The organism is Bacillus sp. AM 13(2015) (assembly GCF_001518755.1).
Lineage (GTDB): Bacteria > Bacillota > Bacilli > Bacillales > Bacillaceae > Bacillus > Bacillus safensis.
The window spans coordinates 18,493-34,744 of record NZ_LKCP01000086.1; the positions used below are offsets into that span (position 1 = coordinate 18,493).

The 16,252-nt window shown below is 41.3% G+C and carries 16 protein-coding genes; 2 read left to right on the forward strand and 14 right to left on the reverse strand.

Annotated features, from left to right (window positions below; all coding sequences use genetic code 11):
- Positions 1-33: 33 nt before the first annotated feature.
- Positions 34-1,161, reverse strand: coding sequence for a hypothetical protein (locus AOQ70_RS16540; RefSeq protein WP_059377517.1), 1,128 nt, complete (start codon positions 1,159-1,161; stop codon positions 34-36).
- Positions 1,162-1,299: 138 nt separating this feature from the next.
- Entirely contained in the window at positions 1,300-1,956 is a 657-nt protein-coding gene (locus AOQ70_RS16545) for a type 1 glutamine amidotransferase domain-containing protein (protein ID WP_059377437.1), read from the reverse strand.
- Between the two features lie 258 nt (positions 1,957-2,214).
- On the opposite strand from AOQ70_RS16545, the gene AOQ70_RS19810 reads away from it, so the two are divergent.
- Complete coding sequence (locus tag AOQ70_RS19810) at positions 2,215-2,379, forward strand: hypothetical protein (protein ID WP_003214630.1); 165 nt, start codon at positions 2,215-2,217, stop codon at positions 2,377-2,379.
- Between the two features lie 35 nt (positions 2,380-2,414).
- On the opposite strand, the gene AOQ70_RS16550 is transcribed toward AOQ70_RS19810, so the two are convergent.
- From AOQ70_RS16550 to AOQ70_RS16600, 11 genes are all read right to left on the reverse strand, one after another.
- Positions 2,415-2,786: a DUF1304 domain-containing protein gene (locus tag AOQ70_RS16550; protein ID WP_059377440.1), complete on the reverse strand. Its 372-nt coding sequence runs from the start codon at positions 2,784-2,786 to the stop codon at positions 2,415-2,417.
- Positions 2,787-2,791: 5 nt separating this feature from the next.
- Positions 2,792-3,046: an ORF6C domain-containing protein gene (locus tag AOQ70_RS16555; RefSeq protein WP_047203551.1), complete on the reverse strand. Its 255-nt coding sequence runs from the start codon at positions 3,044-3,046 to the stop codon at positions 2,792-2,794.
- Between the two features lie 219 nt (positions 3,047-3,265).
- A complete protein-coding gene (locus AOQ70_RS16560) occupies positions 3,266-5,647 on the reverse strand; it encodes an immune inhibitor A domain-containing protein (RefSeq protein WP_059377443.1) in 2,382 nt (793 codons plus the stop codon).
- Between the two features lie 188 nt (positions 5,648-5,835).
- On the reverse strand, positions 5,836-6,129 hold the full coding sequence (locus AOQ70_RS16565; RefSeq protein ID WP_039182626.1) for a putative quinol monooxygenase: 294 nt from the start codon (positions 6,127-6,129) through the stop codon (positions 5,836-5,838).
- A gap of 25 nt (positions 6,130-6,154) precedes the next feature.
- The gene (locus tag AOQ70_RS16570) at positions 6,155-6,793 is read right to left on the reverse strand and encodes a nitroreductase family protein (protein WP_039182629.1); all 639 of its coding nucleotides are present in this window, start codon (positions 6,791-6,793) and stop codon (positions 6,155-6,157) included.
- Positions 6,794-6,806: 13 nt separating this feature from the next.
- Positions 6,807-7,250 carry a MarR family winged helix-turn-helix transcriptional regulator gene (locus AOQ70_RS16575; protein WP_080772274.1) on the reverse strand — a complete coding sequence of 148 codons (444 nt, stop codon included), beginning with the start codon at positions 7,248-7,250 and terminating at the stop codon, positions 6,807-6,809.
- 181 nt (positions 7,251-7,431) lie between these two features.
- Positions 7,432-8,733, reverse strand: coding sequence for a pyrimidine-nucleoside phosphorylase (locus AOQ70_RS16580; RefSeq protein ID WP_039182634.1), 1,302 nt, complete (start codon positions 8,731-8,733; stop codon positions 7,432-7,434).
- A gap of 25 nt (positions 8,734-8,758) precedes the next feature.
- Complete coding sequence (locus AOQ70_RS16585) at positions 8,759-9,940, reverse strand: NupC/NupG family nucleoside CNT transporter (protein WP_039182637.1); 1,182 nt, start codon at positions 9,938-9,940, stop codon at positions 8,759-8,761.
- 166 nt (positions 9,941-10,106) lie between these two features.
- A complete protein-coding gene (deoC, locus tag AOQ70_RS16590) occupies positions 10,107-10,778 on the reverse strand; it encodes a deoxyribose-phosphate aldolase (protein WP_039182640.1) in 672 nt (223 codons plus the stop codon).
- Between the two features lie 84 nt (positions 10,779-10,862).
- Positions 10,863-11,807 carry a sugar-binding transcriptional regulator gene (locus tag AOQ70_RS16595; protein ID WP_059377448.1) on the reverse strand — a complete coding sequence of 315 codons (945 nt, stop codon included), beginning with the start codon at positions 11,805-11,807 and terminating at the stop codon, positions 10,863-10,865.
- A gap of 60 nt (positions 11,808-11,867) precedes the next feature.
- Complete coding sequence (locus tag AOQ70_RS16600; RefSeq protein ID WP_059377458.1) at positions 11,868-12,743, reverse strand: aldose 1-epimerase family protein; 876 nt, start codon at positions 12,741-12,743, stop codon at positions 11,868-11,870.
- A gap of 239 nt (positions 12,744-12,982) precedes the next feature.
- On the opposite strand from AOQ70_RS16600, the gene AOQ70_RS16605 reads away from it, so the two are divergent.
- Positions 12,983-14,806: an acyltransferase family protein gene (locus AOQ70_RS16605; protein WP_059377520.1), complete on the forward strand. Its 1,824-nt coding sequence runs from the start codon at positions 12,983-12,985 to the stop codon at positions 14,804-14,806.
- 148 nt (positions 14,807-14,954) lie between these two features.
- Here AOQ70_RS16605 and AOQ70_RS16610 read toward each other — a convergent pair whose 3' ends face one another.
- Positions 14,955-16,226: an MFS transporter gene (locus AOQ70_RS16610; RefSeq protein ID WP_059377462.1), complete on the reverse strand. Its 1,272-nt coding sequence runs from the start codon at positions 16,224-16,226 to the stop codon at positions 14,955-14,957.
- Positions 16,227-16,252: the final 26 nt, after the last annotated feature.

Consider the following 16,252-nt stretch of genomic DNA (forward strand, 5'->3'; position numbering starts at 1 on the left):
ACACATGTGGCGATTTGATGTCAACCGCCTTTCTTAATTCAACGTTCTGATTGTTGGCAGTTTCTCGATTCCTGCAGCATAGTAGAAATTCAACACACTGAAGAAATCGATCGGCTTTCCTGTTTTTAAATCTACAGCTAAAATATGATCACCGTAATTTGTCATATCATCAATATCTAAGCGTCTTGGTGTTGTCTTCCCAAGTGTATCAACAAAGCTACTATGGTAGTACTGCCCGCTAGCAAACGATGATTCATGATACATAAATAAAGTCTCCACATCTAAGTAGACGAGAATGGCCTCTGAGGAACTTGCGTATGGAGCAGAGTACGACACTGGTGCCGAAATACTTTTCACCTTCACACTGTCAACAGAATGAGTTCTCTGTTCATATTTTCCATCATATGAGAAGTAAAATACACGCTCCCATTTATAATCGGCGGTCTTAGATTGTTTGTTATACACTTTTGTACCATTTGCGAAAACATCCCCATTGGCATACGTAGCGACAAAGTATTGCAATGTTGATGACAGGGATTCAGCACCTGTGAAATTTGGTGGGTTTTTGGCATTTACCTGTAATGTATATGAGTCTCCAAAGTCTCCACCACTGGTAATACCAAACGCATAATCACCCGCTGGTAAATTGCTTAACGCAAGCAGACTGCCTGCCGGTTGAATAAGATCCGTTGGGTAGGCTTGTCCTGTTTCATAATCAACAACAAACAATTGAACGAAATAATCAGGGTTTGAAGAAGTAATCCGGCTGATGAGTGCCTGAGGTGAAGATGTGCTTAAAAACCATAAATCAACTGGGTCTTCCTCTGTTAAGACAGCCGATTGATTTATGGCTAGTCCATCAATGGAGCGAACGGCAGACGTGCGCATTTTGCCATCTTTAGCAGCTTTTCGTTTGATACTGATTCCTTTCTTCTTATTCACTTTAAATGATTTTTTCACTTGCTTCTGTTGGATAGCGGTTCCTTCATCCTGCTTCAAAAACGACTCTTGCACTTGCTGAATCGCTTTTTCTGTCAGGAGTGATTGTTTCCCACTTGATTTTGGTGCTTCTTCTGCTTTTAATGCTGGTGAAAACAAACCTGTTGCGATGAGTAAAACAGACAGTAAAGCTGCAGTGATTTTGACATAAAATGCTCTCACAGGAACATCCCCTTTTCCTCTTTTGGGTTTTTTACCCTGTGATAATTTTACCATTATTCCAATCATTGTTTTGGTCTTTTTTGGGACATTTTTATAACAAAAAAACCAGCCGCATGTAACGGCTGGTTTTTGATCGTTTTATGCAATAGTTTTAACAAACAAACGTGCTGTTTCTGCACTTGATCCTGGGTTTTGTCCAGTAATGATTTGTCCGTCAACGACAGCAAATGGCGCAAAGGCATCTCCTTTTTCAAACGCTGCCCCCTGCTCACGAAGTTTTGTTTCCAATAAAAATGGAACCTTTGGTGTCAGCTGCACGGCTTCCTCTTCTTCGTTGGTGAAGCCTGTGATTTTTTTGCCTTCGATAAATGATTTGCCATTTTCGTCCTTCACATCAACGAATGCTGAAACACCATGACAAACGGCTCCGATCGCACCATTTTTATCTGAAACCGCTAAGATCGCATCCGCTACCAATTGATTAGACGCAAAGTCGATCATAGGGCCGTGTCCCCCAGCAAAGAAAATGCCGTCATAATCAGCTGGATTCACATCTGTAAGCGCCTTTGTGTCTTGAAGTAGTTCATACACATCTTGATATTGCGCTGGGACACCTTCAGGAATTGAATTTTTGTCAATTGGTACAGTACCGCCTTGAATAGAGACAATTTGTACTTCTAGTTCATTTTCTTTAAAAATATGAAATGGCTCTGCTAACTCTTCTAACCATAAGCCTGTTGGATGTCCATTCATTTCTGGGCTGCTTGTCGATAATAATAACACTTTCTTACTCATCTTGATCATCCTTTCGATTTATCCTGTGGTTATTTTATATTTTGCACAATTAAATATCAAGCAATATGACTTTAGGTCAGTTCTTTATGTTATACCCGATTTTCTAAAAAATATGGTATGACTCAAAATCTAATCAATATGTCACATTCTATTGGTAGGGAATTTCATGTAAAATTGTCATTGAGTGATATAATATGAGGAAAGATTGACAGATCTCTCGTGTCACATGAGGAGATTTTTAAAGGAGTGGAAAAAGAGATGAAAACCTATTCGATTGTGATGATCATCATCACGCTCTGTATTATATTGGCCGTCTTTTTGATGAACCTAACAGGGGTCATGTACGGAAAAATCATTTTGGCCGTTGCTGTTGCCCTTTGTCTGACATCCATTATTCGTTTGATGGGACTTCGAAAAAGATAAAAGCCGCCCTTTTCTAGGGGCGGCTTTATTTAAGATTAGATCGCCAGCATCAGTGCAATTAATGCAAGAAGCGCTGGTACTCCTTGTTTGATGATAATTGATTTATTGGATGTTACACCGCCAAATACTGCTGCGATGATCACACAAAGAATGAAAAATAGCTGAATCATATATCCAACGGTATTCGATCCAAGAATGAGTCCCCAAATGAGTCCTGCTGCTAAAAACCCGTTATAAAGCCCCTGATTAGCAAACATCACTTTGACATTTGAATCTTTTTGCAAGTGTTCTGGCAGCTTAAAAGATCTCTTCGCCATCTTTGATTCCATAAAAAACATTTCTAATAACATGATGACAATGTGTTCTAATGCGACAATTCCTACTAAAATCATTGCTAAAATATTCAATTTAGTTAATTCCTTTCTGATAGACGTTCACGAATTTCTATTTTATCCGTGTATAAATCAAAGTCTTGTATTAATTCTAGGGCTTCTGTAAAGCGACTTTGTGGAATGTCTTTCATTTTTCTCACGCCGAATTCCTTTTTAATAAAAGCCATGATGGTATTGATATGAAGCTTACCATGACCATCATACTCCAAATGGCTGCAAAAAGTCTGCATCGTCCCTCGAATCACCTTTAATTGCTTGGCAGTGACATAACTCATTGGTAACGCTCATCCTTTCCTTTGTTTTAACAGCTAAAAGAATCATGGTTGAAAGAAAAACCTTCCAGGCTCTATTATATAATGGTTTCAATCGGATATCAAAATAAAAAAGAACAGACATTCGATTAAAAACCAAATCGTGTCCTTATTATAGTGTCCTTATTATCCTTTCCTCACATATCAAAAAGCCGGATTCAATAGTAGAATCCGGCTTTCTATTTAGTTACTTTTCGAAATTAACACCTTTCCAACAGAACGATCCTTACTTTGTCCAACGACTTTAAAGGATAATCCATAGTTCGGTACATCGCGTCCTGCATCTGGGTTGTTTGGATTCACATAGTTCTTTTTATCACTAAATGTACGAGTCGGGCGAATGTAGCGATCTTGCAAAGTTAAGCCCGTTGTTGCTGTATAATCGATATTCAGCTTTGTACTTGGATTCAAAGAGAATGCTGCATCATGTACTTGGAAGCCTGTGGCGGCAATGGAACCGTCACTCCATTTTAATACTTGCTGATCTGCATCTACTACGCCAAGGAAGCCGTTCCCCGGATGCTTTCCAACCCAGTTATCACTGTATGATTGATCGACTAACCACACGACCAAACCGTTATTATAGCTCATCAGACTTGCACCGCGTTTAATATGCTTTAAGCCTTTATCGACATCAGCATAAGAGCGCCACTCTAGTAAATAGTATTGTGCTGCATATTGTTTTCCATTAGATTTTGAGAATCCATTAAAGGTAAAAGTAGATGTACCCTCGGCATCATCTGACCATACGTTCGTTCCGTCTGCTTTGACGTTCAGATCATCTACGAATAAACCTGGAAGTGAATAGCCTGCATCGGTTGTGTAACGGAATTGCAGGTCGATTTTCTTCCCTGCATAAGCAGACAGGTCAAAGGATGCATCTACCCAGCCGTCTGATTTTCCATCGATGCCATTGCCTTCGTTTGCACCTGCTTCATTTCGATCATTCGTGATGTTACCCGCGATGGTCTTCCATTGATCAGTCCCTGTTTCACGCACTTCGACATACGCATAATCATAATCTTCTTCAATATCGTACCACGCTTTAAATGTCAGCTCTGCTTTGCTTCCTTTTGATAAATCAATACCTGTTGTCGTCATGGTTGCATTCAAATTGTCACCCGTTCCGCTGAAGTACGAATATTTTCCTTGAGCAGGTGTCGTGACGACAATCTCTTTATCTGGTAAATCTACTCGAACGGCATCATGGTTCGTTCCTTTTGTTGCTGCTTCATCAATTAAGACGGTTTTGCTTTTCTTTAATGTTTTACCATCGATGGTTTGTCCAGAAAGCCAGTTGCCCCCATGCAGATTTTGAAGCATTTCTTTCGCATATGGGCTAAAGCCTGTTGGTTCCGTACCAGGAACTTTACCTGCCCAGCTTCCGCTTGACATGATCGACCAATAAGAAACGGGCTCTCCGTTGCCTGTGTACTGTGTATCGTACTCGTCAGGAAGACCAAGATCATGTCCGAATTCATGTGTAAACACACCTGCTGCGCCATCTTCAGGCTCAATGGTGTAATCCAATGCGCCTATTTTCCCGCCTTGCCCGACTTCAGATTCAGTATCCGGAATTTCAAATACATCACCAAGTGACCAGCGGTGTGACCAAATCGCATCAGCGCCAAGTTGTCCGCCGCCTGCTTCTTCACCTACACCCGCGTGAACGACCATCAGATGGTCAATGATGCCGTCTGGCTCGTTATAAACACCGTCGCCATCAATATCATAGCGGTCCCATTGATCATACTCGCCGAGATCAACATTCGGATCTTTGGCTGCTGCTTCGAGTGCTTCTTTTACCAATTCGCGCGGTCTGCCGTCACTGCCTGAATCGTCAGGTACGTTCCCGCCGTAATATGCTGCTTCATGCTTCGCTGTATACCATCCTGCAACTGTTCCACTGACTGTGTAACTGCCGCCGGATTGCTTTTCATAATATTGCTTCATGGATACTTTTCGTTTCCCATCTGGACCGATGTAGCCATTTTTTCCGAAAAGCATATCTTGATAATGCTGTTGATCAAACTTGTCATAATACATATCAGTCTCTTCTTTTTTGATACTATTATGCTTATAATCTTTAAAATCTACTAATAAAACCAATACCTTATCATTGCGGACGTCACCTTTATACTTTTCCTTTTTGACCGGTTTTACTTGATTGCCTTCTTTTCCTTTATGCTTCTTTAACTTTTTCTTTTTGGCAAGTTTGTTATGTACCTCTTGTTTGTATTCTTTGAGGAATTCAGGCTCTTCTGTTAAAGTGCTGGCACTTTGTTTCATTGCCGATTCTTCTTTTTTCTTTAGATAGTTCTTTAATGCTTTTTGGGTTTCTGCCTCATTAGCATTCTTTTTGATCTTTCCTTGTTTTTTCAAGGCTTTGACGAGACGGTCTTCATTTACGACGCTTGAGTCAAATGGAATACCTGAATAGTGACCGCCGTCAGAGGATGTTGATTTTTCTGTGGTGTGGGCAGATAGAGGGGTGCTGAAAGCTGTCAATGTGCCTAAACTTAGCACAGCGGTTAGTGCAATTTTCGTCCATTTCCCTTGTTTCATATTGGTTCCTCCCTATTTTGGTAATAAATAATATCTAATTCTAGCATATTCCAATATAGTTAAGTCGAAAAACATTTTATTTTCAGAAATTTTGTGGAAAATGCACAATACGTAAATGAAATGGGTGAAACCATATTCCGAAATAAAAGAACCCTAGGCGATAATCGCCTAGGGTGTTTGTTGTTTTTCTATGAAAGCTGCTGGCCTTGAAAGGCAACCACGTCAAGTGGAGCGGCTAAGAATTCTTTTGCCTTCGCTACGAAAGCCTGGAAATGAGCACTTGCATTATGGCTTTGAACCGCAGCGTCATCTTTCCACACTTCTACCATTAAAAAGGTATTTTCCTTATCTGTATCCTTGAACAGCTTGTAGGAAACATTGCCTTCTTCAGCCTGTGAAGCTTTCATTAATTCGTTGATTTCTTCTAAAAATACGTTTTCTTTTTCTGGATGAATGGTCATCCCTGCATGAATAATAATCATTTGATCGTCTCCTTTTGAAAAGATATTATTTCCACTCAGCAATACGATCAACCGGTAAACGGTAAGATGCATAGCCTTCGTCAGCTGCTTTCCCAATTGATAGCAGCATGACTGGTACATAACGTTCTTTATCCCAGCCAAATGTTTCAGCAATGACTTCTTTATCATATCCGCCAATTGGATTTGTATCATAACCGTGTGCACGTGCAGCAAGCATAAGCTGCATAGACACAATCCCACCGTCAATTAAAATTGTTTCGCGGTTCACTTGCTCTGGAAGAACCTCAAAGTGTGCAGTTAATGCAGCAATTTGTCTTTCTTTCACTTCTTGCGGCATGTAGCCATGCTCTACTGCTTTTGAATAAATTTCTTCTAAGTATTCATCGCTTTTCATATCTGCAAAAACTGCAATGACAGCTGCTGATGTTGACACTTGTGTTTGGTTGAATTTTGCAAGTGGTGCAAGCTTTTCTTTTCCTTCTGGGCTGTCAATCACCATGAAGCGCCAAGGCTGTGCATTCACTGATGATGGTGCAGTTGTTGCTTCTTCTAAAATCTCTGTCATTTCTTCTTTGCTGATTTTCACAGATGGATCATAGTTACGAATAGAGCGGCGCCCTTTCATAATTTCCATAAAATCGTTTGTTTTTAATGTTGTAGCCATGTGTAACACTCCTTTAGGTTGTTTGAATCTTTTCGATGTTTTGTTGTATACGGATGAGCACATCAGTGAGAAGCCTTCGTTCTTCTTCACTTACGTTTTCAAGCATTTCTGAGATAAATCGTTCTTTTTCTATTTTAGAAGCTTCGATTCTTGTTCTGCCTTCGTCTGTTAAGCGAACAAGTGTGACTCGATTGTCTTCTGGTTTTCTTCTGCGTGTGACCATTCCTTTTGTTTCTAACTGTTTCAAGTGACGCGTCACAGCTGCACTATCAATATTTACTTTTTTCTGCAAATCTGATTGGCTGATTTCATCGGCTTGGAATAACAGCGATAACAACTCAAGTCTTGATTGGCTGATGCCCGTGCATGCTTCGAACTTCACGCCCATCATACGGTTCACGCACTGCAAACGATATAATACCTCTGCCTCTTCAGAGCAAAATGCAGTCAATGCCATCCCCTCTTTTCTATTCGGAAATCAATTACTTGATATATCAATCATTGACTCGTCAATTAATATACACCCATTGTTTGATGATTGCAAGAGGTTTGTTTCATAAAGTGAATTTTTTTATTTCAATAGAAAATGACGAGCATAAAAAAAGACAAAAGCGACGAATCACTTTTGTCCTTTTTCTTTATTCAGTAATGACCGTGTGGATCAAAGTTGGTGCATCGGCATGATCAGCGATGCGGATGTTGTCATAAATTTTCTCCATCACATTTGCAACATCTTCTCGATTCGCATGCAGTGTCACAAGTGAATCTCCTTTTTCAACACGATCGCCCACTTTTTTGTTCAGCATGATGCCGACAGATAAGTCGATATCGTCCTCTTTTGTTGCGCGTCCTGCTCCAAGAATCATCGCTGCAACACCGATTTCGTCCGCGACGATTTCAGCTACGACACCTGATTCTTTTGCAGGTACTTCGATTTTGTAAGGTGCTTGCGGCAGTTTTTCAGGCTGATCCACAATTGAGCTGTCTCCACCTTGGTTTTCTAAGAATTCCTTGAATTTCTCAAGTGCTTTGCCGTTTTTCATCACTTCAATCAGCTTTTCTCTTGCTTCATCAAGTGTGTCTGCTTTTTTCGCAAGAACGACCATTTGACTTCCTAATGTGAGCACAAGCTCGTTTAAGTCTTCAGGACCTTCGCCTCGAAGCGTATCAATTGCTTCTTTCACTTCAAGGGAATTTCCAATCGCTAATCCTAGCGGCTGAGACATGTCAGAGATGACCGCCATCGTTTGTCTGCCAACGTTGTTTCCGATGCGCACCATGGCTTTTGCAAGCTTCTCTGAGTCTTCTGGTGTTTTCATGAAAGCACCTGCGCCTGTTTTCACATCAAGTACAATCGCATCTGCACCAGCAGCAATTTTCTTACTCATAATGGAGCTTGCAATAAGCGGAATTGAGTTAACAGTTCCTGTCACATCACGAAGAGCATACAGCTTTTTATCAGCTGGTGTCAGGTTGCCTGATTGACCAATAACCGCTACTTTATGACGGTTCACGAGCTCGATGAATTCGTCTTTTGTAATTTCTACATGGAAGCCTTTGACCGCTTCAAGCTTGTCCACTGTACCGCCTGTATGCCCAAGGCCGCGCCCAGACATTTTCGCAACAGGTACATCTAGTGCCGCAACAAGAGGAGCGAGTACAAGCGTAGTTGTATCACCTACACCACCTGTTGAGTGCTTGTCTACTTTAATACCCTCAATAGCAGACAGGTCAATTGTATCTCCTGAGTTCGCCATAGCGAGTGTTAAGTCTGCACGTTCTTGATCCGTCATATCTTGGAAGAAAATTGCCATAGCCAAGGCACTTGCTTGGTAGTCAGGAATTGTTCCGTCCGTATAACCTTTGACAAAGAAAGAAATTTCCTCTGAAGATAATTCTTTTCCGTCACGTTTTTTCGCAATGATATCTACCATTCTCATTGTTTTCACCATTCCTTTTTTAAAATTAGAAAATTAAACCAACAACGCCTGCTGTTAAGAAGCTGACAAGAGTTGCACCGAATAACAGCTTTAATCCAAAGCGTGCGACAACGTTCCCTTGCTTTTCGTTTAAGCCTTTGACTGCTCCTGCAATGATACCGATAGAAGAGAAGTTAGCGAATGATACAAGGAATACAGAAATGATCGCTTCTGTACGAGCACTGAATTGGAAAGCATCACCGGATAGAATTTGCATTGCCACAAATTCGTTAGATACCATTTTGGTCGCCATAATGCTTCCTGCTTGTACCGCTTCGCTCCAAGGAACACCAACAATGAACGCAAATGGAGCAAAGACATATCCAAGTACATCTTGGAAAGAAACACCGATGGCAGCTGTAAAGATACCGTTAATCATCGCAATTAATGCAACGAATCCAATCAACATTGCAGCAACAACAATCGCTACTTTGAAACCATCCATAATATATTCGCCAAGCATTTCGAAGAAGGATTGTCGTTCTTCCTCAACGACTTCAAGCATGTCTTCGTCCTTAGACACTTCATATGGATTGATGATCGATGCGATAATAAATCCACCAAATAGGTTCAGCACAAGTGCTGTAACCACGTACTCTGGTTTAATCATTTGCATGTACGCACCAACAATCGACATCGATACTGTCGACATTGCAGATGCACATAATGTATAAAGACGCTGCTGTGGTAATAATCCAAGTTGTTTCTTAATAGAAATAAAGACTTCTGATTGACCTAAAATCGCAGACGCTACTGCGTTGTAAGATTCTAGTTTTCCCATACCGTTTACTTTACTAAGCAAATATCCGATTCCACGTACGATAAGCGGAAGAATACGCCAATGCTGCAGGATACCGATTAACGCTGAGATAAAAACGATCGGCAGTAAAACATTGATGAAGAACGTAGACGCTTTATCATTCATTAACCCGCCAAATACAAAGTTGATTCCTTCGCCGGCATAGCCTAGAAGCATTTGGAATCCTTTTGCAAAGCCTCCGACTAGGAAGTTTCCAACACCTGTATTGAGCAGAATATAACCTAAAATAAATTGCAGTACAATCATGACAATTACTGGACGGAATTTCACTCGTTTTTTCCCATTACTAGCCAGCCATGCAATGGCCAGAATCACTAGCAAACCGATGATACCAATCACGTATTTCATGTTTTTCCTCCTTGAATGAATTCGTTTACATTAATGCGCTTGTATGGAACAAACCCTATTTCGTAAACAAAACGCGGAAGAAATTCCCAGAAGAGAGGTCCTTCCGCATATGACTTTTTCATCATTTATGAGTCATGAATGTTATCCTACCATAGGATCGTATGAATTAATAGTCTTTCGAAGGAGATGATTGATCCCCTTTGATAATGGAAACGCCTGCACTCGCGCCAATACGGGTAGCACCTGCAGCTGTCATTGCCTCAACGTCTTCTTTTGTTCTCACGCCGCCTGATGCTTTCACACCGATGTCAGGTCCTACTGTTTTACGCATTAATGCGATGTCCTCAGCTGTTGCACCGCCTGTACTAAATCCAGTCGATGTTTTCACAAAATCAGCGCCCGCTTTCACTGAAAGCTCACAAGCTTTGACTTTTTCTTCATCAGTAAGTAAACATGTTTCAATGATAACTTTCACTAATGCTTTGCCTTTTGCTGCGTCTACAACTGCACGAATATCTTGTTCAACCACATCATATTCGCCGTCTTTCAATGCGGCAACATTGATGACCATGTCCACTTCTGTTGCACCGTTTTCAATCGCATCCTTTGTTTCGAATGCTTTCACCGCTGTTGTGTTTGCGCCTAACGGGAAACCGATGACTGTACATACATCAACACCTGTTCCTGCTAGTTCTTTCGACGCAAGAGATACCCAAGTTGGGTTCACGCAAACAGATGCAAATTGATGAGTCTTTGCTTCTTCAAGTAACTGCATAATTGCAGCTCTAGATGTATCTGGTTTTAGTGCTGTATGATCAATGAGCTTTGCTATCGTCATGCTTCACACTTCCTTTTAATTATGATACTTTCATCATATATGACGGATGAACAATTGTAAACATGGTTATGAAATTTTGTTCATCTATTTTGTGACATTTAAAAGAGCCCTCGCTGTGTGCTGATCGATGATCAATACATTCGCATATTTTCCTCTTAGTGCGCCGTGTATAGAAGCCACCTTTCGATGACCGCCAGCGACAAGAATGGATCGTTCTTTTTTCCTTAAATCATCTAGCTCCACACCAATTGTGCGATTGTTAATGGCTTTACTGCAAATGCGTCCATCTTGATCATAAAAACGCGAGCAAATGTCTCCGACACTGGATGCCTTGAGGAGCGCTTTTTCTTCTTCACGGAAATAACCTAGTCTGAACAAAAGTGCCTCATCTCTTACCGTTCCAACAGTAAACACAGCGATATTTGCCTGCTTGCCCATTTCAATAATTCGCTGAATATGTCTGTCCTGCTCCACCATTTCCTTGACAGCAGCACTATCAAATACAACAGGAAGCGGCAAATAGCGCGGTGCTGTTTGAAAGGCCTCCGCAAACAACTGAATGGTTTCCGCAGAATATGTATTCACATGAGAATGGCTGATTCCGCCCTTGAGCTGGACAACCTCTACACCTTTTACCTGTTTAGGTTGCATCTTTTGTGCAATTTGATACATAGTCGTTCCCCAGCTCACGCCAACGATATCACCGTCTTTCACCGTTTCTTGCAAGTAATCTGCACCAAATCGGCTCAAATAATCGGTGATGGTTGGATAGTCGTCCTTTGGCGAAAACACCACATGAGCTTCGAGTAGGTCATATTTTTCCTTGAGCAATGAAGAAAGCTCGTTTAAATCCTCGAACGGATCCATCACCGTAATTTGGACGTATCCCTTTTCTTTCGCATATTGAAGCAGCCGAGATACAGTCGGTCTCGACAAGTTGAGCTGCTTGGCAATTTCCTGCTGGCTGTAATCAGACAAATAGTAAAGCCTTGCCGCTTCAATACTCAGCTGTTGTTTCTCTCGATCCATTCATACGCCCCCTTTTTTCTTCTATCATAACAAATTGTTCACCTCTTCATGCACAATTGTTCATTTGAAGAAAACGGTATACGTTGCATGAAAGGTCTCATTCATTTCTAACGTTTGAATTCCAAACTTCTCTTTATACTCCCCATTCGTCCCTTCCATATCGGCGATGCCATACCACGGCTCAATACAAACAAAAGGAGCCATCGTTCCTTTTTCTTGATCATAAGGCGACCAAATGCCCACGAACGGAAAACCAGTGAGATCGACCTCAACTCCGTGACCTGCCCTAGAAGTCAAAGACACTCGATTGATATGGCTAAAGATCATCGCATCATGCTGAAAAAGCTCTGGCCGAAGCTGGATCGGCTCAATCTCAATGCCTTTTCCTTTCTCTCTGACAAGTGAATTCCGCAGTTCATATTGCACAGGGAGATGTTCAGTCGAAGGTGTCAATGTGAGTGAATAATCTACTGCTTGCTCACCTTCAACAAGAGGAACACGAAATGCTGGGTGCCCTCCAATGGAGAAATACATCGTATCATCTCCGTCATGATCAATTTCCCAGGAAATCTTCAGTCCATTTTCCAATAGTTCATAACGAATACGTGCTGTAAATTCATACGGGTATTGCTTCACGTGCCGGCCTCTTGATTCATATTGAAAGGCCACCGTATGCGCCGTTTCTTCATATAAATCAAAATTGACATCACGCAAAAATCCATGCTGCGTGAGCTCGAAGGTTTGATCGTCAATCTTGTATTGATCATTCATTAATCGCCCAACAATCGGAAACAAGACAGGCGACACCCTGCCCCAATAAGCTGGATCACCAGACCACATATAGTGACGCCCGCTTTTCTTGTCAAGCACCTCCCTGACTTCCGCTCCCTTTTCATGAATCTGAACCAATAACTGATCATTTTCGATCGTTCTCATTCAACACATCCCCTTTCCTTCTTCTTTTATTATGACAGGGATTTTGGTTTTGAGTATCAAATTCGACATCTCTTCACCCACCAATTCTTTTTTCGTATGAAAAAAATTTAAAAAAAGACAGAAATTCGCCAACAAAATGTAATGCTGATTCGTCTAATCTTATATAAAATAAAAGAATCGTTGCTCTTTTGAATGAACAACAAAAAGAAGCGTTTGACATTGATGGGGGATTCATTTTCATGAACAGCAAGGAAAATCGTTTTCGTTATATTTTAGGATTAGATGGACTAAGAGCCGTTGCTGTATTGGCAGTCATTGCTTATCACTTACATATCGGACCCGCAAGCGGCGGGTTTCTTGGCGTTGATTTATTTTTTGTCATTTCTGGTTACTTGATTACAACGATCTTGTTACATAAGCAGGATTTAGGCTATCAAGAGCTTTTGCCATTTTGGATGGGACGGATCAGGAGGCTTCTTCCAGCTGCTTACATCATGATTTTTATTACCGTCAGCTGGTGCGCGATTGCTGGTTCAAACGCATTATTGTCCATTCGTGGCGATGCCATATCGTCCTTTTTTTATGTCAGTAACTGGTGGTATATTTTTCACGAGCTTTCATATTTTGATAGCTTCAATGCCCTATCTCCACTGAAAAATTTGTGGTCTTTGGCAATTGAAGAGCAATTTTATATCATTTGGCCGGTCCTGTTGATTGCAGGGCTGAAATGGGTAAAAAACAGATCTCACCTGCCTATGATCACCTTTGGCCTAGCACTTGTCTCCGCCCTATGGATGGCCATTCTTTATTCACCAGATACCGATCCAAGCAGGGTTTATTATGGAACAGATACTCGTGCATTTGCGCTCCTGATTGGGTGCAGTCTGGCATTTGTGTGGCCTATGCAAAGACTATCCAGCAAGAAATTACTTCCTGTTGGCAGACGTATTTTACATATTGCCGGGTTCGGTTCGTTTGCGATTTTCCTACTTTGTATTTATGCAGTGGACGATTTCGATGCCTTTCTCTATCAGGGCGGCATGCTTTTATTCTGTCTGAATGCGGCCATCTTAATTGCGTGCGTCTGCCACCCTGCAAGTCTTATCGGGAAATGGCTGTCCTTTCAGCCGCTCGTCTGGCTTGGTAAGCGGTCTTATGGTATTTACCTATGGCATTATCCCATTATCGTACTGACCACACCGGTCATTGAAATTGGACAGCCTTCCATCGCGCGTGTCACATTGCAGCTCATCGCCATTTTACTAGTTGCTGAGGCTTCCTATCGCTTCATCGAACAGCCAATCCGCCAGCATGGCTTCAGACAATATTTTGCCTCTTGGTCTATTTGGAAAAAAGGCATCAAACAATGGTCTACATCTAATAAGGTGTTCCTGGGAATCACCGCAGCTCTTTTGATCTTATTTATCATTGGCATGTCTAACTCGTCCACTTCCTCCCCACATGTGAAGGAAGTGACGCAAATTAAGACAGCACCGAAAAAAACAGCCGAACCTTCTGAATCAAAAGCGAAAAAAAAGAAAGAAAAGCACAAGAAAAAAGCAGCTGATCAAAAACAATTTCACCAAATTCTTGCCATTGGTGATTCTGTCATGTTAGACATTGCGCCGAATCTTGAAAAAGCATATAAACAGATCACCATCGATGGGAAAGTTGGCAGACAGATGAACGAAGCCATCAGCATCGCCCCTCAATACAAATCATTTAATCAATCTGATGCCGCTGTTATCATTGAACTTGGCACAAATGGTTATTTTACTGAGGACACGTTGAAAGCATTCATTCAAAACTTTTCAAAGGCACATATTTTCCTAGTGAACACGAGGGTCCCGAGGTCATGGGAAAATGATGTGAATGCGGTAATTCAGCGAGTGGCCGATCAAGATCAAAATGTCACCTTGGTTGATTGGCATTCAGCTGCTAGTGGACAGCCATCCTATTTCCAGCCCGATGGTGTCCATCTTTCAAAAAAAGGTTCTGACACATTGACACAGCTCATCACAGCGAGCATCAAGAAAAAAGGGGATGTGTCGACATCATCATAAAAAAACAAGCATCCAGCTTGTCAATGTGAAGAAATTTGTGCAGGTGCTCTACTATGAAGCAAAACGTATTTTTATGGAAGATGAAAAAAGACATGCTCTCCCATGATGGGGCGTCATGTCTTTTTTTGTGATGGGGCACGGAGCTGCATTATGTTTTACTTTTAAAGGACCAAACTATTACAGGTATGAGAAATAAAGATAAAATTCCTCCGCTTAAAGATAATGTAGCATAACTCGTATTCGCAGCTACCATTCCTGAAAGAGCACCGCCAGCAGCACCTGCTAACGCAATAAAAACATCGAGTGTTCCTTGGGTTTTGGCCCGGGTTGATGGTTCTGCAGAATCAACTATTTGAGCAGTACCACTAATTAAACCAAAGTTCCATCCCAATCCAAGTAAAGACAGAGCAATGATTAATAGAATCATTGAATCACTTGGTGCGAATGCTGCTATTAAGCCAGCAAGTAACAATGTTATGCCCGACGCTATGCTCATAGTTGTTCGTCCTAATTTATCTACAAGTATCCCCGTGATAGGTGAAGGAAGATACATTGCACCTATATGAAAACCAATAACAATTCCCACTTCGGCTAATCCATAACCATGATGCTGCATATGTACAGGTGTCATGGTCATGAGTGCAACCATGACAATTTGAGTTAAGATCATAACCGTGGCACCTACTGTAATCCCTTTTTTATCTATTGTTTTATCAACAGCATCTGGTTGATTTCCATGCTCATGTTTTGCTTTGTACGCTGCTATTCTTTGAGCAATAACTAACGGATCAGGACGCAGCAGAATAAAAAGGACAAGACCTGCTACAATAAATGCTGCGGCTGATAAAATAAAGGGACCCGCAAGTGATGGAACACCAATTGATACGGCGAATTTACCCATCATTTCAACTAAATTCGGACCTGCTACAGCCCCAAATGTTGTCATGACCATTGTCATACTAATGGCCGTTGCACGCTGTTTAGAGTTCGCTAAGTCAGTCCCAGCATAACGAGCTTGTAAATTTGTAGATGTTCCCGCACCGTAAATGAAGAGCGATGCAAATAATAAAATGACACTATTCATCATAGCTGCAATCACAACGCCAATTGCTCCGATCCCTCCAACAACAAAACCTGTCGATAAACCGATGCGTCGTCCATAACGTTGTGAAAGTTTTCCTACAATGAAAGCTGCCAAAGCCGACCCCAAAGTAAATAAAGCCATTGGAACTCCTGCATAGGCTTCAGTTCCAAGCATTTGTTGAGCTAAAAGGGCACCTACCGTAATCCCTGCGGCTAGTCCAGCCCCTCCAAATATTTGCGATAGACTAACAACGAACAATACTCGTTTATATAATTTTTTCAATTTTTGGGGTGAATCTATATAATTCTTAATGATATCTTGTTCTGTATTTAACACTTGTAAACACCCACTTGAAATTTATT